The following is a 22,935-nucleotide window of genomic DNA, read 5'->3' as shown; positions in this document are numbered from 1 at the left end:
ATGAGACCGTTCCCCGCCGGCCCCTCGACCCGTTCCGCCCTCTACCTGCTGGGACTGCTTGCCGCCCTGAAAGCGCTCTCGCTCGTGCTTATGGCGCAGGCTGTGGCATCGATGCTCGCCGGGCTCGCCGCTCATGACCCCGCCTGGGCGGACCAGCTGGTCCTGGGCGCCGCGGGGGCCGTGCTGCGCTCACTGACAGTATGGGGCCAGTCCGTGGCCTCACGCCGGGCGGCGCTCGGAGTCAAGGAGGAGCTGCGCTCGCAACTGCTGGAGCAGGCGCTCAGGAACGGCACGCGGTCTGCCGGGCCCGCCGACGGCGGTCTCGCCGTGCTGGCCACCCGGGGGCTGGATGCCCTGGATAACTACTACACCCAGTTCCTGCCCGCGCTGGTGAACTGCGCGGCCATTCCGCTGCTGCTGGGGGCCCGCATCCTGTTCGCCGACTGGGTCAGTGCGGTGGTGATCGTGCTGACGGTGCCGCTGGTGCCGCTGTTCATGATCCTGATCGGGCGGTACACCGAGGAACGTGTCCGGGACGCCCAGTCCGCACTGGCCCGGCTCTCCGGGCACATGCTCGAGCTCGCCAAAGGCCTGCCGGTCCTCGTCGGCCTGGGCCGGGCCTCCTCCCAGCGCCGGGCGCTGGAGGACATGTCCGAGGAGTATCGTTCCCGGACCATGGGGACTTTGCGCACTGCTTTCCTCTCCGCCCTGGCCCTGGAGCTCATCTCGACGATTTCCGTGGCGGTCGTCGCCGTGTTCATCGGCGTACGCCTGGTCCACGGCGACATGGCGCTTGAGGCAGGGCTGCTTGCGCTCATCCTCGCTCCCGACTGCTACCTGCCGCTCCGGGAGCTCGGCACGGCACACCACGCCAGCGACGACGGCCGGGCAGCGCTCGCCGAAACCACCGCGGTCCTCGCGGATCCCGGCGCCGCGCCCCTTGATCCGGCGCCGGCCTCCGGTCCTGCTGCCGGTCTGCCCGCCGTCACCGTGGACGGACTGACCGTCCGCTTCGGCGGTCGCACGGACGCCGCCGTCGGACCGTTGAGCTTCGCCGCCGCAGCCGGCCAGATCACGGCACTCGACGGGGCCAGCGGCGCCGGCAAGAGCACCGTGCTCGGAGTCCTCGCCGGGACCATCGGAACCGGCGCGGGGACCGCCGTCTCCGGACGCCTCGGAGGATTCACGACGGCGGAGGTCGCCTGGGTGCCACAGCATCCCGTCATGTTGGCTTCCACGGTGCTGGCCGAGATCCGACTGTATCTCGGCGTTCCCGCCGATGAAGCCGCCGCGGCGGCCGGCACTGAGGCGGGCGCGGAAGCCGATGCGGCAGCGCAGCGGTGCCTGGCAGCCGTGGGCGCGGGGCACCTGGCCGCCAAGCACCCGGCCGAGCTGAGTCCGGGGGAGCTGAGGCGGGTTGCTCTGGCCCGCGGGCTGGCGAGGATCGAGGCCGGCGCCAGCGTACTCCTCCTGGATGAACCCACCGCCCATCTGGACCGGGGATCGGCCACACTGGTCAATCGGGCCCTCGCCGGGCTCCGGGGACAGGTCACCGTGCTGCTCGTTGCGCACGACCGGCACACCCGGGACCTTGCCGACACTCTCGTCGCGGTTACGCCGGGCGCCGGCGGCCACCACGCCGGCGAACCTCCGGCCCTCGTCCCGCCACTGCCGGCATCCGCCGGGGGAGACCCGGGCGTGCAGGCGGCGCCCACCCGGGCGCCGCTCCGTGCGGCTGCCGCGGCTGCCGCGGCGCCGGGCCACAGTCAGAGGCTGGGCCACGACCCGGCTCCGGCCCCGGGCCGCCCCGAAACCGGCGCCGCACCTGCCGCGGCCGCCGGTTCAGTCAGCTCAAAAGACGCCGACGCCGGCTCCGGCGCAGCCGGCCCGTCCGGTTCGGTCCCGGCCCAGCTGCGTCGCCTGCTGGACCCGGTCAAGGGCCGGTTCTCCGCCGCCGGAGCCGTGGGCACGCTGGCGGCGCTGTTCGCCGTCGCCCTCGCGGGGCTTTCCGGCTGGCTAATCATCCGGGCCAGTGAACAGCCGCCCATCCTGTACCTGCTCACCGCGATCGTCGGCGTAAGGTTTTTCGGCGTCGGCCGGGCGTGCCTGCGGTACTCCGAGCGGTTGCTGCTGCACGATGCCGTGTTCGCCGCCTTGACCCGGCTGCGGGGCCGGCTCTGGGAGTCGCTGAGCCGCCGCGCGCTGTCGCTGCGCCGGCTCCTGCAAGGCGGCAACGTACTCGGCACTGTGGTGGACGACGTCGACACGGTCCGCGAGCTCCTGCCCCGCGTCGTGCTGCCGCCCGTGACCGCCGTCGCTGTCGCCGCGGCCGCAGTGGCCGGGATCGGGCTGCTGCTTCCCGCGGCGCTGCCTGCCGTGGGCGCGGCAGCGCTGCTGAGCATTGTCGGCGCCCCCGCCCTGGCGTTGGCCGCCGACCGTATGTCTGCCGGCACCGAACAAAACCTCCGTTCCGGTGTGCTCCGCCACGTTGCCGCTGCCCTGGACGCCCGCGCAGAACTGCACGCGAACGGCGTCAGCGCCCCCGTGCTCGATGCGATTGGCCGGGCGGACCGGGCCGCGACGGCAGCCTCACAGCGCTCGGCCTGGGCGGAGGGTCTCGGCCAGGCCCTGACCGTCCTGGCCTGCGCCGGGGCTGCCCTGGCCAGCGCCGTGCTGGCCGCACCGCTCGCCCTGAGCGGCGCGGTCGAACCGGAGACTGTTGCCGTCGTCGTCCTCGTGCAGCTGGCACTGGTGGACCCTTACGCAGCCATCACCACGGCCGTACGGCAGTATCCCGCGCTGCGCGCCGTGATGCGGCGGATCAGCGCGGCAGGAGTCCTGGAGGCGGGGGCGAACAATGACCCGGACGGCGAGGCCGCTGCGGGCGGACTGGTGTCCGTGGCTTCGCGGTCCGGCGGCCGGCCAGGGATTGAACTCGTGGACCTCGCTGCCGCGTGGCCTGGTGGCGGGAATGTCTTCAGCGGACTCACGGCCGAGGCCGGACCCGGGCGCTGGCTGGCCGTCACCGGCGCCTCCGGCTCCGGCAAGTCGACCCTGCTGGCCACGATCCTGGGGTTCCTGCCGGCAGCCGGCGGCCACCTGTACCTGAGCGGACGCGCCGCCTGGTGCCCGCAGGAGGCGCACCTGTTCGACTCGACCGTCCGCGGCAACCTTCTTCTGGCGCGGCCGGAGCCAGCTCCTGCCAGTACGGACAGTGCGCAGCGTGGACCCGGCGGCGGCGCGATGGCCAACGGGGACGAGCAGATGCGGGCTTCCCTCGACGCCGTCGGACTCGGCCCGATGCTGGCCCGGCTTGAGGAAGGCCTGGACACCCGGATCGGACCGGGCGGGGCCTTCCTCAGCGGTGGAGAGCGTACGCGCCTGGCCGTTGCGCGCACGCTCATGACAGGGGCCGACGTCATCCTGCTCGATGAACCGACGGCGCACCTCGATGCGGAGTCAGGCAGGCTCATGCTCGCCGAATTGCGCGACGGGCTGCGCGACCGGACCGTTGTCCTGGTCACCCACAACCCGGACGATATCGACGCCGCGGACACCAGACTGGACCTGGACGCCGCAGCCGTGGCTGCCGCCGCGGGCGAGGGTCCGGCGACGGCGGCCGTGCTGGCGCGGGGGTAGCCGGCCTATTAGCCTGTTGCCATGAACCGCAACGGCGAGCTCCACCCCCGGCCCGCACTCGACTCCCGGCTGTCCTGGCGGCCGGCGGAGCGCCGCGACCTCGACGCGTGGGCCGGGCTGATTGCCCGCACGGCCGCCGTCGAGCAACCCGTCTGGTTTGAGCGCCAGGCGGACCTGGAACAGATCCTGGAGTCGAAAAATAACCCGGCAACGGCAAACACCATCATCGGCTTCGATCCGGAGGGCGTTGCCCGGGCCTACGGCCGGATCACCAAGAACCGCGACGGCGACAAGGCGAACGGCTCCGGCTGCGTAGACCCTGAGTGGCAGGGGAACGGGATCGGCACCGCGCTGCTGGGCTGGATGGAACAGCGGACCAGGGACCGCTTTGCCGAGGACGCACGGCCGGCCGCGGGCGCCGATGCGGGCGGCGCCGGGGCCGTGGTCCCGCGCCCGAGACTGCGGCTGTATACCGAGCAGCAGCACCAGCACCAGGCCGCCTTGTTCGCCAGTTCCGGCTACGGCATTGTCCGCTACTACAACGAGATGCACCGGCCACTGAACCAGGCTGTGCCTGAATCCTCCTTGGACCCAGGACTGGAGCTCCTCACATTTGCGCCGGAGTGGCACGAACCGGTGCGGCTGGCGCATAACGCGGCATTCCAGGACCACTGGGGCAGCGAGCCCCGCGACCAGGAGGGTTGGGGCTTTGTGGTGAATGATCCGCAGGCCCGGCCGGACCTCAGCGGCGTCGTGCTGGACCGTTCTACCGGCACCGTGGCCGGGTACCAGCTGGCCACCCACGACGCCGAGGCCGCCCTGACCCGCGGCTTCCGCGAGGGCTACACGGAGCTCCTCGGCGTCCGGCGCGAGTATCGTGGCCGGGGCATCGCGCAGGTGCTCTTGGCCGATGCCATGCGCCGCTTCGCGGCCGCGGGCATGGACGTGGCGTCGCTGGATGTCGACTCGGAGAACCCGACCGGGGCCCTCGCGCTCTACATCAAGATGGGCTACGTGGCCGTCAACCGGAGCATGGCGTGGGACAAGGAGCTTCAGCCGGCAGCGCCGTAGGGGTCGTCATAGGAAACCGCAGACCCTGCGCCTGCCCGCCGGCCGTCCGCGCGACTGCCGCCCCCGCGCCGGTTCTTCGCGTTAGCCGTCCACGTCATGGAGGTGGTGGACGACGTCGTGCAGAAAATACTGCGCGAAGGTCAGGACAGTGAACACTGAGCCGTTGCTCCGGGTCCCCTTGCGGTCCCAATCCTCCTCACGGACTCGCGCGAAGGACGCGGCAATCTGCTCGCCCTCGGTAGTCAGCTCGACGCCGACCTGGGCTGGGTCGGCGTTGGCGTAGTCCTGCTCGATTGCCGTCTTGTCCTGGTCCCAGTCGTCGAACCGGGCATCGTCCTCGGACAGCATGAGGGACAGACGGTGATCGAAAAGTGTGAAGACGTCCCGGACGTGGCAGCCATACTCGAGGACGGACCACGTGGCCTCGTTGGGGCGTTCCGTCGCGTCCGGCCGTCGGAGAGCTGCACGCCACCGCGGGAGCATGCTGATGACGTTCCCCGGCACCGTAGCCGGGGTCGCGGCGGAGGCATCGAAACCGCACTCGGGGCAGGGCCGCGACAGGACCCAAGTCCAGTCCTTGGAATCCGGAATGATAGGCATGCCAGCAGTGTAAGGGCATTTGTTCCGGCAGGCATCCCGACCCGTCGCTGCGGCCGGCGCGGCGCCCAGGTGCGGGGCCAAAGCAGCACCGCCGTCCGCCGATGCTCTGACGACGTCGGCCCGGGGCCGCCCAGTTGACGGCCCCGGTCCGAGGACGGACCGGGGCCGGGACGCTGCTAGAGGCTGGCCAGCAGGTCCTTCATCTCCTGGATTTCAGCTTCCTGGGCGGTCACGATCGACTTACTCAGCTGGATGGCGTCGGGGTTCTTGCCTTGGCTGCTTTCAGCCTTGGCCATCATCACCGCGCCCTCGTGGTGGGCAATCATCTGGGCCAGGAACAACTTGGCCGCGTCGGTGCCCTGGGCGGCGTCGAGCTTCTTCAGGTCGTCATCGCCCATCATGCCGTCGCCCATGCCATGGCCGGATGCCATCTGGGTGGGTTCGTTCCAGGTCTTGAGCCAGCCTGTCATCATCTCGATTTCCGGTGCCTGTGCGGCCTTGATCTTTGTGGCGAGTGCGGTGATCCGCGCGTCCATGCCCTGTTCCCTGAGCATCATGTCGCTCATTTCCACGGCCTGGGCGTGGTGCGGGATCATCCCCTGGGTGAACATGGTGTCTGCCGCGTTGTGGTCCGCGGTTGCGGGGGCTGAGCTGGACGCCATGCCCACGCCGCCGCTGCCCATTCCAGGCATGGCGCTGGTGGGTGTGCTTCCGGAGGTGCCAGCGCAGCCGGCCACGGCGATGGCGGCGGAAATGCCGAAGGCAGAAATTGTGGCAGAAATGGTCAGGGTTTTCTCCATGGGGTTAAGACCTTCGATCATCAAATTGGTGTGGTGGCACGCCTGCGGATGACACGCCCGCGCCGCCGGAGGACGGGATGGAGCGTGTCGGGTAAGGAGGGACGCCGGGCACGACACGGCGCGACCCGTCTTACGTCCGGCTGATGGACAGATCGCCCGGCGAAGGACTTGCGGGGAGATAGAAGTAGGCCCTGACGGCGGCGTCGCCGTGCGACTCCGGGTTGTGCATTGAGGCCGGTGCCATGCCAGGCGGGGGCGCGGCCAGGGAGGTCACGGCAGCCGACGGCACACAGGCCGAGTGCATCGATGCGGGATCGGTGCAGCTCGATTGACACATGCACGACGCCGACGGCTCAGCAGCTTTGGTGTTGCCCGCCTGCTCAGGACCCGATGTGGCCGTAGCAGCCGTAGCCATGGAGTCATGGCCCATAGTGCCGACGTGCGGGGCATAGGCAGCCGGATGAGATGCGAGGCCGGTCTCCGGCCGGGAGGACGACCCCGCGGCTTCCGCGGAGGATGTCACCGCCGTCATGGCATGGGCGCCATGCATTCCGGTCATGATGTGCATCCCGAGGAATCCGGCCACGATGGCCAGCACGCCCACCAGCAGGAATCCGCGGCGAAGGGCGGGTGCGGCATAGTTCATGAAAGCTGCGGCCACGGCATTCTCCCTCCGGATAACGGTGGCGGACGTTAGACAGGATAAGGCTACAGGCTGGGCGTTGGCCGGGCCGTCGTCGGGCTTGCCGCCAGCGGCTAGCGGACGTCGATGACGCCCATCATTCCTTGGTCCTCGTGGTCCAGGATGTGGCAGTGGTACACGGAGCGGCCGGTGAAATCCTTGAAGTGGATCCGGACCAGCACCTGTCCGTTGGCGGGTATGTTGACGACGTCCCGCCAGACGGGCGGTCCCGGGGTCTGCCCCTGGTCCTCGATGATCTGCATCGGCCAGACGTGTAGATGGAAGGGATGGTCCATCGGGCTGGGATTGATCAGTGTCCACTCCTCCACCGTCTGCGCGGCCACGGTGGTGTCCGTCCGGCGTGGGTTGAATTCACGGCCGTTGATGGTGAAACTCATCATCCCCATCCCCATGCCGCCGACGGCGAGGGTCAGCTGCCGGTGAGCGGCAACGGCCGCGGTCCTCAGGTCCGCCGCTGCGGGCCAGGACGGCACCGCCGGAGGAAGAGCGGTCGGGGCGCCGGACACCGAGAGGGTCGCCAGCACGAGATCCCCTGTGCCCTGGGCGCCGTTGGGGACCGGCCCAGCCGGTCCCATCATGGCGGCCATGCGGCCGCGATTGTAGTAGGCGGCGCTGAGGGTGGCGTCGCCCGCGACAGCTGTGACCAGGACATCTGCTCGGTTGCCCGGCGCCAGCAGTACGTCGTCCGCGTTCCGGGGTGTGGGGAAGCGGCCGGAATCCATGCCGAGGAGCTGCATCTGCTGCCCGTCCAGGCGCAGCTGCAGGTAGCGGGCCACGCAGGTATTCACGATGCGCCATCGCTCACGGTCTCCCGGCCTGGCGGAAAGTTTCGGGTTGCTTTGTCCGTTGACCAGGACAAGTTCACCTTCCCGGCCGAGCATCCGCTCCATGGGTGAGGCGTCGGTGACGGTTCCTGATCCGTCCAGGGTGATGTCAGAGACGACGATCACCCGCTCGCGGCTGACATTCACGGGCTGTGCGTCCTCGACGATGATGGCACCGAACAGGCCGGCGAAAATCTGATCGGCGACCATGCCGTGATGGTGGGGGTGGTACCAGTACACGCCGGGCGGGTGGTCCGCCGGGAGCCGGTACTCGTAGCTGTACGAGTGCCCGGGCTCGACAACGTTGAACACGTTGTCTCCGTTGCCCTGGGGTGAGACGTGGAGTCCGTGGACATGCAGGTTTGTCGGGACGGCCATGCTGTTGACCAGCTCGACGGCGAGCACGTCCCCACCCCTCAAGCGCAGGGTTGGGCCGGGGACTCCGCCGTTGAAGCCAAGCGCCGATGCCTGCTGGCCGCCGAGCTGCACCGGGCCCGCGGACGCTTCGAGCCTTACCTGCAACCGTCCGTTGCTACTGCGCAGCTGCTTCGGCTCGGTGAAGTCTCCGCCGGCGACGGTCGCGAACCGGGAACTGACCGTCCACCAGAGCCCGGCTCCGCCGGCGGCAATGACTGCCGTGCCGAGCCCGCCCAGCAGGAGCGCGTTCCGGCGGCTCATTGGGAGCACTATTGGTCCTCGCCGAGAACCTTTAGCTGCTCGCGGTATTGCTCCGCCGTCAGTTCACCCCGGGCAAAGCGTTCATCGAGGATCTGCCGGGCCCGGCTCCTGCCGGGGTTGGGCCCCTGCGGTCCCTGCATCCCGCTGTGACTGCCGCCTCCGGCAAACATGCGTACGGCGACCAGTACGAGCAGCGCTATGCCGATGAGCAGGAGGATGCCCCACATCCACATCCAGCCCATATTCATGCCGTAGCCCCACATCAAGACCGGCGTCCTTTCGCCTCGGACCATTGCTATTCCGATTCTTTGGCCGGCCTCGGCTGACCGGTAGAGTCCGAAGGCCTCCCCGCCCGGGCGCCCTCGACGCCGTCCGGCGGCAGCCTCCGCTGTCTTGGTGTGACTCTGCCCTGCGTGGCGACGGACGTCCCTTCCCAGGATTAGCGGGACGAGGCCACGGAGGGCCGGTGGGCGGCCCAGGCGGCGTAGCTGCCGTCGAGTTCAACGATGTCGTACCCGGCGCGGCGAAGGGCGCTCGCCGCGACGGAGTTGCGGACGCCGCTCTGGCAGGAGGTCACGATAGTGCCTCCGGCCGGGAGTTCGTCGAGGTGCCACATGACGCGGCCGCCGCTGAGCTGGTGGGATCCGGGGATATATCCGGCCATGTGCTCGGTCCGGTTGCGGACGTCCAGCACCATGGCGGCGTCAAAGTCGGCCAGATCGGCAGGCTGGATCAGGCGCGGGGTAGACGTGGGCAGGCCTTCGAAGCTGGTGAGGTAGCCGGCGATGTTGTCGATGCCGACGCGGACCAGGTGATCCCACATCTCTTGGGCCTGCTCCTGCCCGGCGGCCAGCAGAACCAACGGGTTCTTATCGGTTTCCGGGTTCACGACCCAGGCACCGTAGCTGGCCACGGACTTGCCGGCGGGAATGTTCAGGGAGCCGGTGACGGTGCCCTCGTGGACCTCGGTGTTGGAGCGGGTGTCTATGAAGGTTGCCTTGTCCGCAGCCAGATCCTTGGCAACGGCGGCGATGTCCAGTTCCTGCAGCGGGGCACGTTTCGTCAGGATTGCCGGGCCGATACGGTTTTCGCGCTTCATCCGCCCGAAGTAGGCGTGGGCGTCCGGCTGGCCGTTGAGAAGTTCATTGACGAACCCCTGCTCGTCGTTCGCGGCGAGGTAGGGGCCCCACCAGGCGTAGAGCCGTTCATAACCGACGGTGGTGGAGGGGATGGCGCCCAGGGCCTTGCCGCAGGCGCTGCCGGCGCCGTGGGCCGGGTGGACCTGGACGTAGTCGGGCAGGGTCAGGAATTTGTCCCGCAGGCTGGCGAAGAGCTGCCTGGCACCCTCAAACCGGGTGTCCACGCCGCCGGCCGCTTCGTCCAGCAGGTCCGGGCGCCCCAGGTCACCGGAGAAGACGAAGTCGCCGGAGAGCAGGTAGCCGGGCTGGTCGCTGAAGGCGCCGTCTGTCACCAGGAAGGACAGGTGCTCCGGGGTGTGGCCCGGGGTATGCAGGGCCTGGATGGTGATGTTGCCCAGGGCGATTTTGTCGCCGTCGTGGAGCCGTTCGCCGTCGAATTCGTACTGCCAGTCCTGGCCGCCTTCGCCGGAGACATAGATCGTGGCGCCGGTCGCCGCGGCAAGCTCGCGGGTGCCGGAGAGGTAGTCCGCGTGAATGTGGGTTTCGGTGACGGCGACAATTTTCATGCCGTTCTTCCGGGCCAGATCCTGGTAGACCGCGATGTCCCGGCGGCCGTCCACAACAACAGCCTCGCCCTTGGCCTGGCAGCCAATCAGGTAGCTGGCCTGGGCGAGGTCTTCATCGTAAATGCGCTCGATAAGCATTGGTGCTCTCCTTCGTGGGGGAAGTTGGTATCTGATCCGGCGTGCCGGCTGTGCCAGGTTTTCGGTACGGAGTGAGGGGCGCCGCTGGAGCCTCTCCAGCGCGAGGATTGGAGTGTTGGCGGGTTGGCGGGTTGGCGGGTTGGCGGGTTGGCGGGTTGGCGGGTTGGAGGGTTGGCGGGTTGGCGGGTTGGAGGGTTGGAGGGTTGGCGGGTTGGAGGGTTGGCGGGTCAGGCGGTGACGGTGCTTGCTGTGACCCATGCCGCTACGGCAAAGATGAGCATCGCGAACGAGATCCGGATGTGCTTGTCCTGCAGCCGGCGGGCAAACCGGGCAGCAAGGAGGGATCCCAGGATGGCCGGGACGGCGAAGCCCAGGACCGTGGGCCACTCGATCGTGAAACCTGCGGCGTGGGCCCCGAAGCCCGCCGTCGAATTGATCACAATGATGGCCAGGGAGGAACCGACTGCCTGTTTCATGCGCAGCCCCAGGAACAGTGTGAGAGCCGGGGTGATCAGGAACCCTCCGCCCACACCCAGCAGCCCTGTGAGGAACCCGACCAGGAGGCCAACCCCCACAGCCTTTGGGGCGCATGTGCGGAAAGCCCGGGTGGGCCCGATGCTGCAGGAACCGTCGGTTTGCTTGGTCCGCGCGAGCATCCGGATCCCCGCGATCACCATGATGACAGCGAAGGCGAGCATGAGAATGTTCGGATCAAGCAGGCGGCCCAGGGCGGTTCCGGCCCAAGCGGCAGGGATGCCCGCGGCACCGACAATCAGGACCACTGGCCAGTTGATGCCCTCACGGAGCCTGGGCAGCAGTGCCGCCAGGGACGAGATGCCCACCACGAGCAGGGAGGTGGGAATGGCCTCCGCGGGGCTCATGCCCACGCCGTAGACCAGGGCGGGAACGGCGATGATCGACCCGCCGCCACCCACCACACCGAGAACGATGCCGACGACGAGCCCCAGAGACAGGGCCGCGATCATGCTGCCGGAGTCTGCTCAGCCGGGATGACCGGCAGGTTCATGATGGCGGTTTCGCGCGTGGGCTCCGTGGCGGACTTGTTCCACGGCATGGCTGAGAGGGCCCGGCCCATGGCGCAGGTGTTGGTCGCCGCGGAGAAAGTCAGGCCGGCGCCGATGACGCCGGCAAGCGTCCGGATCCTGGGTGAGATGAACTTGCCGCCAGCCAGGCCGAGGACCACGAGCGACCCGGCGGCGAGGCGGACCTGCCGCTCCAGGTCCCAGCGGTCCTTGCCCTTGACCACGTCACCCCCGGCCGCCGCGAAGCCGGGGACGCCGCCGGTCAGGACGTAGGCCGTAGTGATGCCGGAAGCTCCGAGGCGCTGCCGCGCCTGTTCAGCGCGGGCCCCTGACTGGCAAACGAGGACGACGCGGCTACCCAGACGGGCGGCGAGCTCATCGGTGTGTTCGGACAGCAGCGGCAACGGCACGTCGTACGACCCGCGGATGTGCACGGACTCGAACTCAGCGGCCGAGCGGACGTCAATGATCATGAGGTCCTGATGCTCGGTGACCCAGCTGCGCAAGGTCTCCGGAGTGAGAGCGGAAATAGCGGTGGAAGGGGAAATCATGGCGGGCCTCTCGAAAGGGGTCGTGGGTGAATACCCCACCGAGTATTGCAGATACCCATGGGGGTATGCAAAGTACCCGGAGGGGTATATTGTTTTGGCAAGCCCCTATGCCGTTGGAGACCCCATGCAGCTCGATCCGCAATGCATCGTCCGCGAAGACACCACCATGGACCGGAAGGAGCTCGAAAAGCTCTTCCTCTCCCTGGCCTAACCAGCGGGGGACATAAGCGGGGGACATCAGGGCACCGTGTCGGGGCAGTTCCCCACCAACGCCCCGCCGCGCATGGCCTGAAAGTGCGGACCAAAGAGTGGACGAAAGCGCGGATTCGGGCGCCGGCCGTGCCCCCCGCCGGCCCCGGAAATCAGCGCCGCGGTTTCTCAGGTACGTGAGGGATGTGGAGGAGTATCATTCCTTCCGGGGGGCGGGCCTGGAAAGAGAATAGCCATGCTCAAGGACAAGCAAGTCGGCGCAGTGCTACCGGCAGCGGACATCGCCCGTGCGCGGGATTTCTACCGCGACAAGCTCGGGCTCGAACCCGAGAACGCGGATGCCGAGGACAACCTGCAGTACAAGTGCGGTGGAGGTACCGGGTTCCTGCTGTACCAGACGCCCAATGCCGGCACGGCCAAGAACACGCAGATCGGCTGGGTGGTCGATGACCTTCCGGGCGCCGTTGCGGAACTGCGGGCCAAGGGAGTCGTCTTCGAAGAATACGACTTCCCGGGCCTAAAAACGGAGGACGGCATCGCCACCACTCCGGACGGAAGCTCGGCCGCGTGGTTCCTGGACACGGAGGGCAACATCCTGAGCCTCAACCACATGGCCTAGCGCCAGCCACAGGATGCGGGCAAAGCTCCCGGGACTGAGGTCGCCGGAGCATGGCCCGGTCACGAGCCCGGCCGGAGCGCGACAGCGCAGCCGGCCGGGTTTCGTGCGTCCCCGGTCCTACATGTCGTTGCCGGCTTCCGGGTCCTCTGACCACGCCATGCTGGGTCCAATGGCGTCGATCGCCTGGGACAGCGGAATGCCGGAGCCGTCGCGGCGGCCGTGCTCGCCGGGGAGTGAGCGCGCCACACCTGCCAGGGAGGACGCCTTGGCCGGACCGTGCCCCGCCCAGCCGAGCAGCAGCGTGTCTTCGCCCTTGAGGAAACGGTGTGCCCGCACCCCGGCAGTCGCCCGGCCCTTGACCGGGTACTCGGCCAGGGCGGTGACCTTCGCGGCCCCGGGGGCCGTGCCCGGCAGCGCGCCTTCAGTTCCCGCGATGGTCACGACGACGGCGGCGGCATCGGCGGGGCTGGCGGTCCCGAAGAACATCACCCGGTCCCCGGCGGCCAGCTTGATCCCGGCCATGCCGCCGGCGGTCCGGCCCTGCGGGCGCACGGCGGAGGCGTTGAAGCGCAGCAGCTGGGCCTGGCGCGTGATGAAGACGAGGTCGTCGTCGTCGGACCCGGCGGGGGCAACGCCCACCACGGTGTCCTTATCCTTGAGCGCGATCGCTTCCCAGTCTTCGCGGTTCAGCGGATAGTCCGGCTGCACACGTTTGACCACGCCCTGGGCGGTGCCGATTGCCAGAACCTGGTCCAGCGGCGCGAAGGCCACCAGCGATTCCCCCTTGAGCAGCGTGATGAAATCCTTGGCCGCCACCCCGCCGGCCATGTTCGGGGTCCCCGAGGTTGGCGGCAGCACCGGCATGTCCATGACCTGCAGGCGCAGCATGCGGCCCTGCGAGGTCACGGCGGCGATCTCGCCGCGGGCGGTGGTTTTGACCACGGAGGAGAAAACGTCATGCCGGGTCCGCGGTCCGGCCTCGGCCAGGCTGTCCTGGTTGGCGGTGCGGGCAATCTGCCCGGACACGGTGAGGATGGCCCAGCAGGGATCGTCCGCGATCTCAAGGGCCAGCGGTGCGGCCTTGCCCTTGGCCCCGGCGGCTGCGCCCAGTGCCGCGGCGACGGTGGGGGAGACGGCCTCGGATTCCAGCAGGACGGTCCGGCGCGGTGTGCCGTATTTCTCCGCGATCTCGCCGAGTTCGTCGGACACCAGGGCACGGAGCAGCACGGGGGAGCCCAGGATCGCCTCAAGCTCCGCGATCTCCCGGCGGAGCTCCTCCTGCTCCTTCTCCAGCTCGACCCGCGAATATTTGGTCAGCTGCCGCAGCCGCAGTTCCAGGATGTAGTTGGCCTGGATCTCGGAGAGATCGTAAATGGACATCAGCCGGGTGCGGGCCTCGGCCACCTCGTCGGAGGACCGGATGATCTGGATGACCTCGTCAATGTCCACGATCGCGACCAGAAGGCCCTCGACCAGGTGCAGGCGGTCCTTTTTCTTGCCCAGCCGGAAGGCGGTGCGGCGCCGGACCACATTGATCCGGTGGTCCACGTAGACCGAGAGCAGCTGGAGCAGCCCGAGGGTCTGCGGCTGGCCGTCGACGAGGGTCACGTTGTTGATGCCGAAGGAGTCTTCCATCGGGGTGTAGCGGTAGAGCTGCTGGAGCACGGCAGTGGGATTGAAGCCGTTCTTGAGCTCAATGACCAGGCGCAGGCCGTGCTTGCGGTCGGTGAGGTCCACGACGTCGCTGATGCCTGTGAGCTTCTTGCCGTTGACGGCATCCTTGATCTTCTCGATCACCTTCTCCGGGCCCACCATGTAGGGCAGTTCGGTGACCACCAGGCCGGTGCGGCGAGCCGAGAGCTGCTCGATGTCCACTTTTGCCCGGGTCTTGAAGGAGCCGCGGCCGGTGGCATAGGCGTCGCGGATGCCGTCCAGGCCCACGATCCGGCCGCCGGTGGGCAGGTCCGGGCCGGGGACGAACCGCATGATGTCATCGAGCGTGGCGTCCGGGTTGTCGATCAGGTGCCGGGCCGCGGCGATGACCTCCACCAGGTTGTGCGGGGCCATATTGGTGGCCATGCCGACGGCGATGCCCGTCGCGCCGTTGACCAGCAGGTTGGGAAACGCGGCCGGCAGCACGTCCGGCTGGGTCAGCTGGTTGTCGTAGTTGGGAACGAAGTCGACAACGTCCTCGTCGAGGTGGTCGGTGAGGGTCAGGGCCGCGGCCGCCAGCCGGGCTTCCGTGTAGCGGGGGGCCGCCGGGCCGTCGTCGAGCGAGCCAAAGTTGCCGTGTCCGTCGATCAGCGGCAGCCGCAGGGAAAAGTCCTGGGCCATGCGCACCATGGCGTCGTAGATCGCGGCGTCACCGTGCGGGTGCAGCTTGCCCATGACCTCGCCCACCACGCGGGCGCTCTTGACGTGGCCGCGGTCCGGGCGCAGCCCCATGTCGGACATCATGTAGAGGATCCGCCGCTGGACGGGCTTCAGGCCGTCGCGGGCGTCGGGAAGGGCCCGCGAATAGATCACCGAATAGGCATATTCGAGGAATGAGCCTTCCATCTCGGACGTGACATCGATATCGACGATGTTCTCTACGAAATCCTGGCTGGGTTCCCCTGCCGGGGGCGTGATTTGGCGGCGTGCCATAAGGCTGGTGGATCCTTCTGAGGGGTGCTGAACGGGGACTGCGTAAGTTTATGACTAGGCTAAGCCTATGGTGGATCAGCCGGCGGACGGCGTATATCCGGAATATTGGGAAGCCGATGTTGTCCTGCGCGACGGCGGCACGGCGCATGTGCGCCCCATCCACCCCTCCGATGCAGATGCGGTCCAGGCCTTCCACGTGGGCCAGTCCCAGAAGTCCATCTACATGCGCTTCTTCGCCTTCAAGTCCAAGCTTTCCAGCAAGGAACTCAAGCGTTTCACCGAGGTGGACTACAAGGACCGGGTGGCCCTGGTGATCACCATCGGCGGCGAAATCCTGGGCATCGGCCGGTACGACCGGCTCGATGACCCGGCCGAGGCCGAGGTGGCCTTCAACATCGCCGACGCCCACCAGGGCCGCGGCATCGGCTCGATCCTGCTCGAACACCTCGCCGCCGCCGCCCGCGAGAACGGGATCCGCAAGTTCAGCGCCGAGGTGCTCCCGGAGAACCGCAAGATGCTCATGGTCTTCTCCGACGCCGGCTACGACGTCAAACGCCACTTCGACGACGGCGTGGTCAGCCTCGAGTTCAACATCGACCCCACCGACAAATCCCGCGCCGTGATGGAATCCCGCGAGCACCGCGCCGAGGCCCGCAGCATCCAGGAACTGCTCGCCCCGGCGTCGGTGGCCGTGATCGGGGCCAGCCGCAAATGGGGCACCGTGGGCTACCAGCTGCTCGAGCACGTGATCGAAGGCGGCTTCAGCGGCCCGGTCTATGCGATCAACCCGGAGGCCCTGGAACTGGCCGGCATGCTCTCCTTCGCCCGGCTCTCCGAGGTTCCCGGCCCGGTCACGCTCGCCGTCATCGCGGTCCCGTACGACGAGGTCCCCAAGGTGGTCCAGGAATGCGCGGCCGCCGGGGTCAAGGGAATCGTGGTGGCCACCGCGGGGTACGCGGACGACGGCGAACGCGGCCTGGCGCGCCAGCGCGAACTGGTCCGGCAGGCCCGCGCCAACGGCATGCGCGTGATCGGCCCGGCGTCCCTGGGCATCGTCAACACCAACCCGGCCGTGTCCCTCAACGCCTCGATGGCACCGGCCCTGGCCCGCCGCGGCGGCCTGGGGCTGTTCAGCCAGTCGGCCGCGATCGGCGTCTCCCTCTACGCGGCCTCCAGCCGGCGCCGGGTTGGCATCTCGACCTTCCTCTCGGCGGGCAACCGCGCCGACGTCTCCGGCAACGACATGATGCAGTACTGGGAAGACGACGCCGACACCACGGCGGTGGGCCTGTACCTGGAATCGATCGGCAACCCGCGCAAGTTCTCCCGTCTGGCCCGCCGCCTCGCCCGCACCAAACCGGTGATTGTGGCCAAGTCCGACGCCATGGGCCTGAACCTGCCGCCCGGGCATGCCGTCCGGACCACCCAGGCTCCCTCGGAAGCGCTGGACGCCATGATGCGGCAGGCCGGGGTGATCCGGGTCGAGACCATCGAAGAGCTCATGGACGTCGCCCAGATCGTCTCGAGCCAGCCGCTGCCCGGGGGGCCCGGCATCGCCGTCTTCAGCAACTCGCGCGCCCTTGGCAAGGTGGTCGCGGACAGTGCCGCCCGCCAGGGGCTCGGTGTGGAACGGATCGTGACCGACGTCGACCTCGACGCGGGCATGTCACGGGCGCTGCCGGCCCTGCGCCGGAGCCTGCAGGACACCCTGACCGCGGACACGGTGTACGCCGCGGTGTTCGCGCTGCTGCCGGCGCACGGTCTCACCGTCGAAAAGATCGCCGGGGTGCTGGCCGAATGCTCCGCGGCGGCCGGCAAGCCGGTGGTTGCCGCCTTTAGCGGAATCCTCGATCCCTCCATCTATGTGGAGGGCATGGTCGGCGCCGAGCCTGAACAGCCACACCAACCCGCTCCCGCCCCGCCGGTCCCGTGCTACTCCAACCCGGGTGCGGCGGTGGCGGCCCTTGCCGCCGTCGTGCGCTACGCCCAATGGCTGGACCGGGACCAGGGCCTGTTCGTGGAACCCGAAGGGTGCCACCCGGAGGCCGCCCGGGCGGACCTGGAGCTGCTGTTGCGCGATGTGGGCGGCGAGCAACTCGTCAGGCTGGACCAAGGCACGGCCGCCCGGCTGCTGGGCCACTACGGCATCCGGCTGGTCCCGTCCGTCGGGTTCGAGACGGCGGAGGAGGCCGTGGCCGCGGCCGGGCAGCTCGGCTGGCCCGTGGCCTTGAAGACCACGGACCCGGCGCTGCGGCACCGGCTGGACCTCGGCGGCGTGCGGCTGGACATCCAGGACGCCGATTCGCTGCGGCGCAACGTGCTGGAGATGCGCAAGTCGCTCGAGCGGTACGGCTCGCCGTCCCTGGAGGTGCAAACCATGGTGCCCGTGGGGCAGGCCTGCACTTTCCGCGCCATCGAAGACCCGCTGCTGGGGCCCGTGATCTCCTTCGGCCTTGCCGGAGACGCCGTAAACCTGCTCGATGACTGGGCCCACCGCGTGCCGCCGCTCTCCGGCTCCGACGTCCACGACTTCATCCGGTCGCCCCGGGCGTCGCGGAAGCTTTTCGGTTACCAGGGCCTGCCCGCCGTCGACGTCGCGGCGCTCGAGGACCTCGCCGCCCGCCTCACCAGGCTGAAGGACAACCACCCGGAGATCGCGCTGGTGCATTTCAATCCTGTCCTCGCCGGGCCCGATGGTGCCTCGATCCTGGCCGCCGATGTCAGGATCGCGAACGCCGCCCAGCGGACCGACAGTGCGCGCCGGGCGATGCGCAGTTAGGGTCCAACCTCCCGGGCTGCGGCCCGCGTCCAGAGCCCGGCAGTTAGCAAGTCCCCAGCTGATCTGTGAAAATGGAGACTATGAGCACCCAGCCTCCAGCACCCAAGCCCCTGGCGACCGCCCCCGCACGCCAGACCGCGCACCACCACGGCCTCCATGACCACAGTGCGCAGGGCCAGAGCCTGGAGGGGGCTCTCCAGCAGGCCGGATTTTACCCCCGGCTCGTGGCCGGCGTCGTCGCCGACGCCCTGGATGGCCGCGATTGCGTGGCCCACCTCGTACATCTTGAGACCCACTTCGACCGGGCCGAGGTCCGCCGCCACATCACCGTCCTGGTGCTGACCGACGACATGTTGGTCATCACCCATGTCGACGACCAGCAGCTCGACGAGGCCGGCGAGCAGACCGTCGCCCAGGTGTCCACCGAGTCCGTTCCCGTCACCCAGATCCGCTCCGTGGTCCTGAGCTATGTTTACGCCCAGCCGCAGGACTACAAGCCTTCCGACCCTGTCCGCGAGCTGACGCTGTCCATTGCATGGTCCGGCGGCCAGCGCCTCGACATGGGTCCGGCCAGCTGCGGGGACCCGCAGTGCGAGGCCGATCACGGCTACAGCGGCACCATCGCCCAGGAAGACATCGTCCTGCGCATCAGCGCCGAAGCGGACGGCCTGCAGGCCGTACAGGACGCCAAGCTCTTCGCCCGCGCGCTCCGTGCCGTAAACACCGGCTCCGCGGCGCCGGTCCCGCACAACGGGCCCGGGCTGCCGCCCCGACCGCGGATGGGCGTGTTCGGAAACCGCCTCAGCCGCGGCCACCAGCGCTGACATGGCCCATTTCCGTCAGCCTGAGCCCGCCGAAGATCAGCTGCCAGTCCCTGTATTGGCTCCTTCCCTGGCCGCCGCCGGCGCCGCCGCAGCCTCCCTGGCCGCCGCTACTGGTCCGTCCCCGCTCCCGCCCGCCCCGGCATTCGGACACCGTTCCATCGCCGAGGTGCTCACCAGTGCCGCCGCCAGCCTGGGTGTCCCGGGGTTTGAGAACAAACTGAACCTTCCGGCCGCCAAACGCGTGTGTGTGGTGCTGGCCGACGGGCTGGGCCGGAACCTGTTGAAGCAGAAGAGCGCCCACACCCCGTTCCTGCGTGCAGTCCAGCAGGCCGGCCAGGGCCAGGTGCCCGTGTCGCTGGACTCGGCGTTCCCGTCCACCACCGCGGCATCCCTCGCCAGCTTTGGCACCGGGCTGTCGGCGGGCCAGCACGGCATGGTGGGCTATGACGTTCTGGATCCGGATCAGGACCGGGTAGTGAACATGCTGGGAAACTGGGACGCCGGTGTGGATCCGCGGACGTGGCAGCCGTTCCCCACCGTTTTCGAACGGGCCGCGGAACACGTCGATGTCACGACGGTCAGCCTGCCGCAGTTCAGCACCTCGGCCATGACCGAGGCCGCGCTCCGCGGGGGCCGCTTCCTCACCGGAACCACATCGCACGCCCGGACTGAAGCGGCCGCCGATGCCATGGCCGGCGCCGGTCCCTCGCTGATGTACTTCTATGTCAATGAGCTCGACAAGGCCGGGCACCGCCACGGCTGCCAGTCAGCCCAGTGGGAGCACCAGCTGGAAGAACTCGATGCCACGGTGCGGCGGCTCAACGCCACCCTGCCGGCCGGCACCACAGTGCTGCTGACGGCGGACCACGGAATGGTGGATGTGGCCGAATCGCAGCGGATCGACTACTCCGCGGAGCCGGCGCTGCTCGCCGGGGTGCGGCACACCGCGGGGGAGCCGCGCATGGTCCACCTCTACCTCGAAAATGGAACGGACGACGCCGCCCGCGGCCGCCTGCTGGCCAACTGGCGGTCCCGTTTCGGCGACAGAATATGGGCCTTCACCCGAGAGGAAGCGATCGCGGGCGGCCTGTTCGGCGACGTGCGGGCCGAGGCCGCCCTGCGGATCGGCGACGTCATGATCGCGGCCCGGGACGCGCTGGCGCTTTACGATACGCGCAGGGTCAGGCCCACTGCCCTGGAGGTCGTGGGCCAGCACGGGTCCCTGACGAAAGCCGAGCGGGAAGTCCCGCTGCTCTACTTCCAGGCCGACGGTAAAAAAGCGCCCCGCGGCTGACGGCTCCGCCGGAAACCGCTGCCTGAAATTGCGGGCCCGGCTCTTATTGGTCGTTGCGGGTTCCGAAGACGATTTCGTCCCAGCTCGGAACACTGGAGCGCTTCGGCTTGGCCGGCTGGCGCTCGGGCTGGTCCGTTCCGGCCTCGTTCCGAGCAGCGGCGTGGGACTCGCGGTGCTGCCGCCGGGACGTTGTTCCGCCGCCGATCAATTCATCCAGGCCAGGGCTCGCCGTCGGTCCGCTCTTAGGGGCCGGGCGCAGTTGTGAGGCCGCGATGGTGACTTCCCGGGTCTCGGTGCTGACGCCGTCGTGCAGTTTCAGGGCATCGTCCTCCTCCGGGAGGCGCGGTGCGAGGCTCAGCCGGGAGAGCATCGACGGCCTGCCGTCGCGCCGTCGCGTGAAGGGGTCGGTTTCCGACTGGGCGGCCGCCTCCACGGCCGGAACGTCCGGCAGGCCGGGGTTGATGACGGCAGGATCGGTCTCGGCCGAGGCGGGATCGCCATCAGATTCGAGGACGGTGTCCGGCTCCGCCGCTGCCGGAAGCCCGGTGGCCTCCGGGACCTCTGATGGACGGGGGTGGGCCGCGGGGACGCCTGTGGTCAGGAGCGTGGCAAGGGCGTCGTCCGCGTCCTCGTCCACGCCGATCCGCTGGCCGCGGCGGGAACGCAGCATGTCCAGCAGCCCGTCGGCGTCTTGTTCCTGGTGGATCCTGTCCTGCTGGAGCAGCATCTGGTGAATGATGCTGTGCTGGCCGGTCGCCGTGCGGGCCGCGGCCTCGGCATCGGTTTCAAAGTCGAAGGGTCGGTCGGAGACGGCCGTAAGGCGCCGGGTGGGCAAGGGGCCTTCGAGCGGCTCAAGTTCGCTCAGTTGCTGGGCCCAGCGGTTGGCGTTTTGCAGGGTCTTCCGGGCGGGATGGAAGGTCCACAGGGCCGGCGGTTCCTCGCCGATTCCGGCCGGGCCGCCGGGTTTGGGCTCGAAGCGGGCCACCACGTTCCAGCTGCCGTCGGGACGTCGCCAGGAGTCCCACTCAAGTGTGGAGGGCTCGACGCCGTAGGCCCTGAGCCGGTGCTCGACCATGTCGCTGAGGGACGCCGGGTTTTCACCAAACACCGACCGGTAGGCGTCGTGGCCCGGGGCTGGGGAGGCGACCTCCACCTTGCGGGCCTGCTGCGCGATGTACTCGCGTTCGGCCAGGACCGGGCCCTCATAGCGCTGGACTTTCTCCAGCGGAATTCCGGACAGCTCCGCCACTTCGGCGGCGGTGGCCCCGTTGCGAATCCTGGTCTGGATGTCGCGCGGTGACATGGCAATAGGGGGTGCGGCCGCGCTGGACGCGGTCTTCGCCGACGTCCGGCTGGCTGCCACCCGAAGTGCTTCATCGATCGGCAGCTGGAACATCTCGCCGCCGGTGCCACTCAACAGGAGATGCTCTCCGTCGTCGTGGACGCCTACAAGCCGTAGATCCTGCATACAAATCCTCCACCCTGGCATTACTAACAATCGAAACTCTGCCACCAGCAGGACGCATTTCGGGTTAGGACGGCAGGCGCGCCGTGATTTTCCGCTACTTTCCGCGACTTTCCGCCGGTTTTTGCCGGTCTGCGGGAGAGATCGGGGACAGGAGACCAGTGGGCTCTGGCATTCGGGAGGCGCTTAAGCAAAAATGACCCGACACCGGGCACAAAAACCGCATGTCCGGCGTTACAACGGTGAACCGTTCCCGGAGCCCAGGGTTACCATCCCGGCGGGCCACCCGGTACGGCGAATCAATCGAACGAATGCGGAGTGTGAGCAACAAATAATGGCGACTGATTACGATGCGCCGCGTAAGACCGAAGAAGACCTCAGCGAAGATTCGATTGAGGCTCTGAAGGCGCGGCGTACGGAAAAGCCTTCCGCCGTGGTGGATGAAGATGAGTCCGACCTCGCCGAAGGCTACGAACTTCCCGGCGCAGACCTGTCCGGGGAGGAACTGCTGGTCCGGGTCCTGCCCGCCCAGGCAGACGAATTCACGTGTGCCTCCTGCTTCCTCGTCCGCCACCGTTCGCAGATTGCCCGCGAAAAGGACGGCCTCAAGTACTGCAAGGATTGCGAGGGCTAGGCACGCGGCACCCCGACCAGGAACCCTTACCCCCGCACGCATTCCATGACCGGGCAGCGGGCGCCGTGAGGTGCCCGCTGGAAGTTGGGAAGAGTAGTGCAGCAGGCGGTGGGAACTAGGCGTTGAGCGCGGCGATCAGTTGCTCCGGGTGGCGGGTTGACGCCAGCCAGTACGGGGTGCGGTCCGAGGGGTCTTCGATCTCGATCCGGACCACCGGATCCACCCAGCCGCGGATACAGAGGAACGCCAGCCCATTGAGCCGGGTGCCCCGTTCCGCCGTCGCCTCCTTGCCCCGGAACGCAGTGGCCTTGCCCAGGAACCCGCGTTCAATCGTTGCCCTGCCCACCCTCAGGGTGGTCCTCGTGACAGTGATCGACGGCGTGGACAGGACCAGCAGCACGGAGATGATGATGAAGAGGACAATCGCTGCGGTAATCCCGGCCCAGATGCTGATGGGCGCCAGCATGAGGATCCCGGCGCTGGAGAACCCCGCCGCGACCAGCCAGATCCAGAAGTTCGGCCAAAGCTTCTCGGAGTAAAGGGCGGTGGAGTCGCTCGGGGCGCTCTTCGGGGCAGGCGCGGCTGCGCTGGATTCGGGCATAAGCACAGCTTTTCATCTTTCCCGGGCTATTTCACCTCGGCCCCGCCCGGCTCCAGCCCGGATCCACCCCGCATCCACCCGCGGGGCGCCGTGCGCGGGCAGGCCAGCGGC

18 protein-coding genes are annotated in these 22,935 nt (G+C 68.6%); 7 read left to right on the top strand and 11 right to left on the bottom strand.

The genetic code is table 11. From position 1 onward, the window contains the following. Together cydD and B5X90_RS13250 are read left to right on the top strand one after the other, a co-directional pair. Positions 1 to 3,639 (top strand): thiol reductant ABC exporter subunit CydD, encoded by a 3,639-nt coding sequence (cydD, locus tag B5X90_RS13255; RefSeq protein ID WP_079553763.1) that lies wholly within the window; start codon positions 1 to 3, stop codon positions 3,637 to 3,639. 21 nt (positions 3,640 to 3,660) lie between these two features. Next, the gene (locus B5X90_RS13250; protein ID WP_079553761.1) at positions 3,661 to 4,710 is read left to right on the top strand and encodes a GNAT family N-acetyltransferase; all 1,050 of its coding nucleotides are present in this window, start codon (positions 3,661 to 3,663) and stop codon (positions 4,708 to 4,710) included. 81 nt (positions 4,711 to 4,791) lie between these two features. On the opposite strand, the gene B5X90_RS13245 is transcribed toward B5X90_RS13250, so the two are convergent. The 8 genes from B5X90_RS13245 to B5X90_RS13205 all read right to left on the bottom strand — a co-directional run bounded on the left by B5X90_RS13245 (position 4,792) and on the right by B5X90_RS13205 (position 11,752). Beyond that, positions 4,792 to 5,310 carry a DinB family protein gene (locus B5X90_RS13245; protein WP_079553759.1) on the bottom strand — a complete coding sequence of 173 codons (519 nt, stop codon included), beginning with the start codon at positions 5,308 to 5,310 and terminating at the stop codon, positions 4,792 to 4,794. Positions 5,311 to 5,486: 176 nt separating this feature from the next. Next, entirely contained in the window at positions 5,487 to 6,110 is a 624-nt protein-coding gene (locus B5X90_RS13240; protein WP_079553757.1) for a DUF305 domain-containing protein, read from the bottom strand. Between the two features lie 130 nt (positions 6,111 to 6,240). Further along, positions 6,241 to 6,771 carry a hypothetical protein gene (locus B5X90_RS13235; RefSeq protein ID WP_079553755.1) on the bottom strand — a complete coding sequence of 177 codons (531 nt, stop codon included), beginning with the start codon at positions 6,769 to 6,771 and terminating at the stop codon, positions 6,241 to 6,243. Between the two features lie 95 nt (positions 6,772 to 6,866). Continuing rightward, on the bottom strand, positions 6,867 to 8,315 hold the full coding sequence (locus tag B5X90_RS13230; protein WP_079553753.1) for a multicopper oxidase family protein: 1,449 nt from the start codon (positions 8,313 to 8,315) through the stop codon (positions 6,867 to 6,869). Positions 8,316 to 8,323: 8 nt separating this feature from the next. Next, positions 8,324 to 8,581 (bottom strand): SHOCT domain-containing protein, encoded by a 258-nt coding sequence (locus B5X90_RS13225; RefSeq protein ID WP_218670197.1) that lies wholly within the window; start codon positions 8,579 to 8,581, stop codon positions 8,324 to 8,326. A gap of 173 nt (positions 8,582 to 8,754) precedes the next feature. Next, the gene (locus B5X90_RS13220) at positions 8,755 to 10,158 is read right to left on the bottom strand and encodes a rhodanese-like domain-containing protein (RefSeq protein WP_079553751.1); all 1,404 of its coding nucleotides are present in this window, start codon (positions 10,156 to 10,158) and stop codon (positions 8,755 to 8,757) included. Positions 10,159 to 10,385: 227 nt separating this feature from the next. Next, complete coding sequence (locus B5X90_RS13210) at positions 10,386 to 11,144, bottom strand: sulfite exporter TauE/SafE family protein (RefSeq protein WP_079553747.1); 759 nt, start codon at positions 11,142 to 11,144, stop codon at positions 10,386 to 10,388. Then, positions 11,141 to 11,752, bottom strand: coding sequence for a rhodanese-like domain-containing protein (locus B5X90_RS13205; protein ID WP_079553745.1), 612 nt, complete (start codon positions 11,750 to 11,752; stop codon positions 11,141 to 11,143). Before B5X90_RS13205 ends, B5X90_RS13210 begins: the two co-directional genes overlap by 4 nt. Before the next feature lie 445 nt (positions 11,753 to 12,197). Between B5X90_RS13205 and B5X90_RS13200 the strand changes: the two genes are divergently transcribed. After that, complete coding sequence (locus tag B5X90_RS13200; protein WP_079553743.1) at positions 12,198 to 12,581, top strand: VOC family protein; 384 nt, start codon at positions 12,198 to 12,200, stop codon at positions 12,579 to 12,581. Positions 12,582 to 12,698: 117 nt separating this feature from the next. Here B5X90_RS13200 and B5X90_RS13195 read toward each other — a convergent pair whose 3' ends face one another. Continuing rightward, on the bottom strand, positions 12,699 to 15,227 hold the full coding sequence (locus tag B5X90_RS13195; protein WP_079553741.1) for a DNA gyrase/topoisomerase IV subunit A: 2,529 nt from the start codon (positions 15,225 to 15,227) through the stop codon (positions 12,699 to 12,701). Positions 15,228 to 15,294: 67 nt separating this feature from the next. Between B5X90_RS13195 and B5X90_RS13190 the strand changes: the two genes are divergently transcribed. From B5X90_RS13190 to B5X90_RS13180, 3 genes are all read left to right on the top strand, one after another. Then, positions 15,295 to 18,006, top strand: coding sequence for a bifunctional acetate--CoA ligase family protein/GNAT family N-acetyltransferase (locus tag B5X90_RS13190; RefSeq protein WP_079553739.1), 2,712 nt, complete (start codon positions 15,295 to 15,297; stop codon positions 18,004 to 18,006). Positions 18,007 to 18,086: 80 nt separating this feature from the next. Continuing rightward, a complete protein-coding gene (locus B5X90_RS13185) occupies positions 18,087 to 18,830 on the top strand; it encodes a DUF5998 family protein (RefSeq protein WP_079553736.1) in 744 nt (247 codons plus the stop codon). Position 18,831: 1 nt separating this feature from the next. Then, entirely contained in the window at positions 18,832 to 20,124 is a 1,293-nt protein-coding gene (locus B5X90_RS13180; RefSeq protein WP_256860223.1) for an alkaline phosphatase family protein, read from the top strand. Between the two features lie 43 nt (positions 20,125 to 20,167). On the opposite strand, the gene sepH is transcribed toward B5X90_RS13180, so the two are convergent. After that, positions 20,168 to 21,592, bottom strand: a complete 1,425-nt coding sequence (gene sepH / locus B5X90_RS13175) for a septation protein SepH (RefSeq protein ID WP_079553734.1) — start codon at positions 21,590 to 21,592, stop codon at positions 20,168 to 20,170. A gap of 331 nt (positions 21,593 to 21,923) precedes the next feature. Between sepH and B5X90_RS13170 the strand changes: the two genes are divergently transcribed. After that, positions 21,924 to 22,223 (top strand): DUF4193 domain-containing protein, encoded by a 300-nt coding sequence (locus B5X90_RS13170; protein ID WP_018772415.1) that lies wholly within the window; start codon positions 21,924 to 21,926, stop codon positions 22,221 to 22,223. A gap of 115 nt (positions 22,224 to 22,338) precedes the next feature. Here B5X90_RS13170 and B5X90_RS13165 read toward each other — a convergent pair whose 3' ends face one another. Next, positions 22,339 to 22,824, bottom strand: a complete 486-nt coding sequence (locus B5X90_RS13165) for a DUF3093 domain-containing protein (protein WP_079553732.1) — start codon at positions 22,822 to 22,824, stop codon at positions 22,339 to 22,341. Positions 22,825 to 22,935: the final 111 nt, after the last annotated feature.

Origin of the sequence: Arthrobacter sp. 49Tsu3.1M3, assembly GCF_900168135.1 — a bacterium.
Classification (GTDB): Bacteria; Actinomycetota; Actinomycetes; order Actinomycetales; family Micrococcaceae; genus Arthrobacter.
This window is presented reverse-complemented; position numbering and strand designations above follow the sequence as displayed.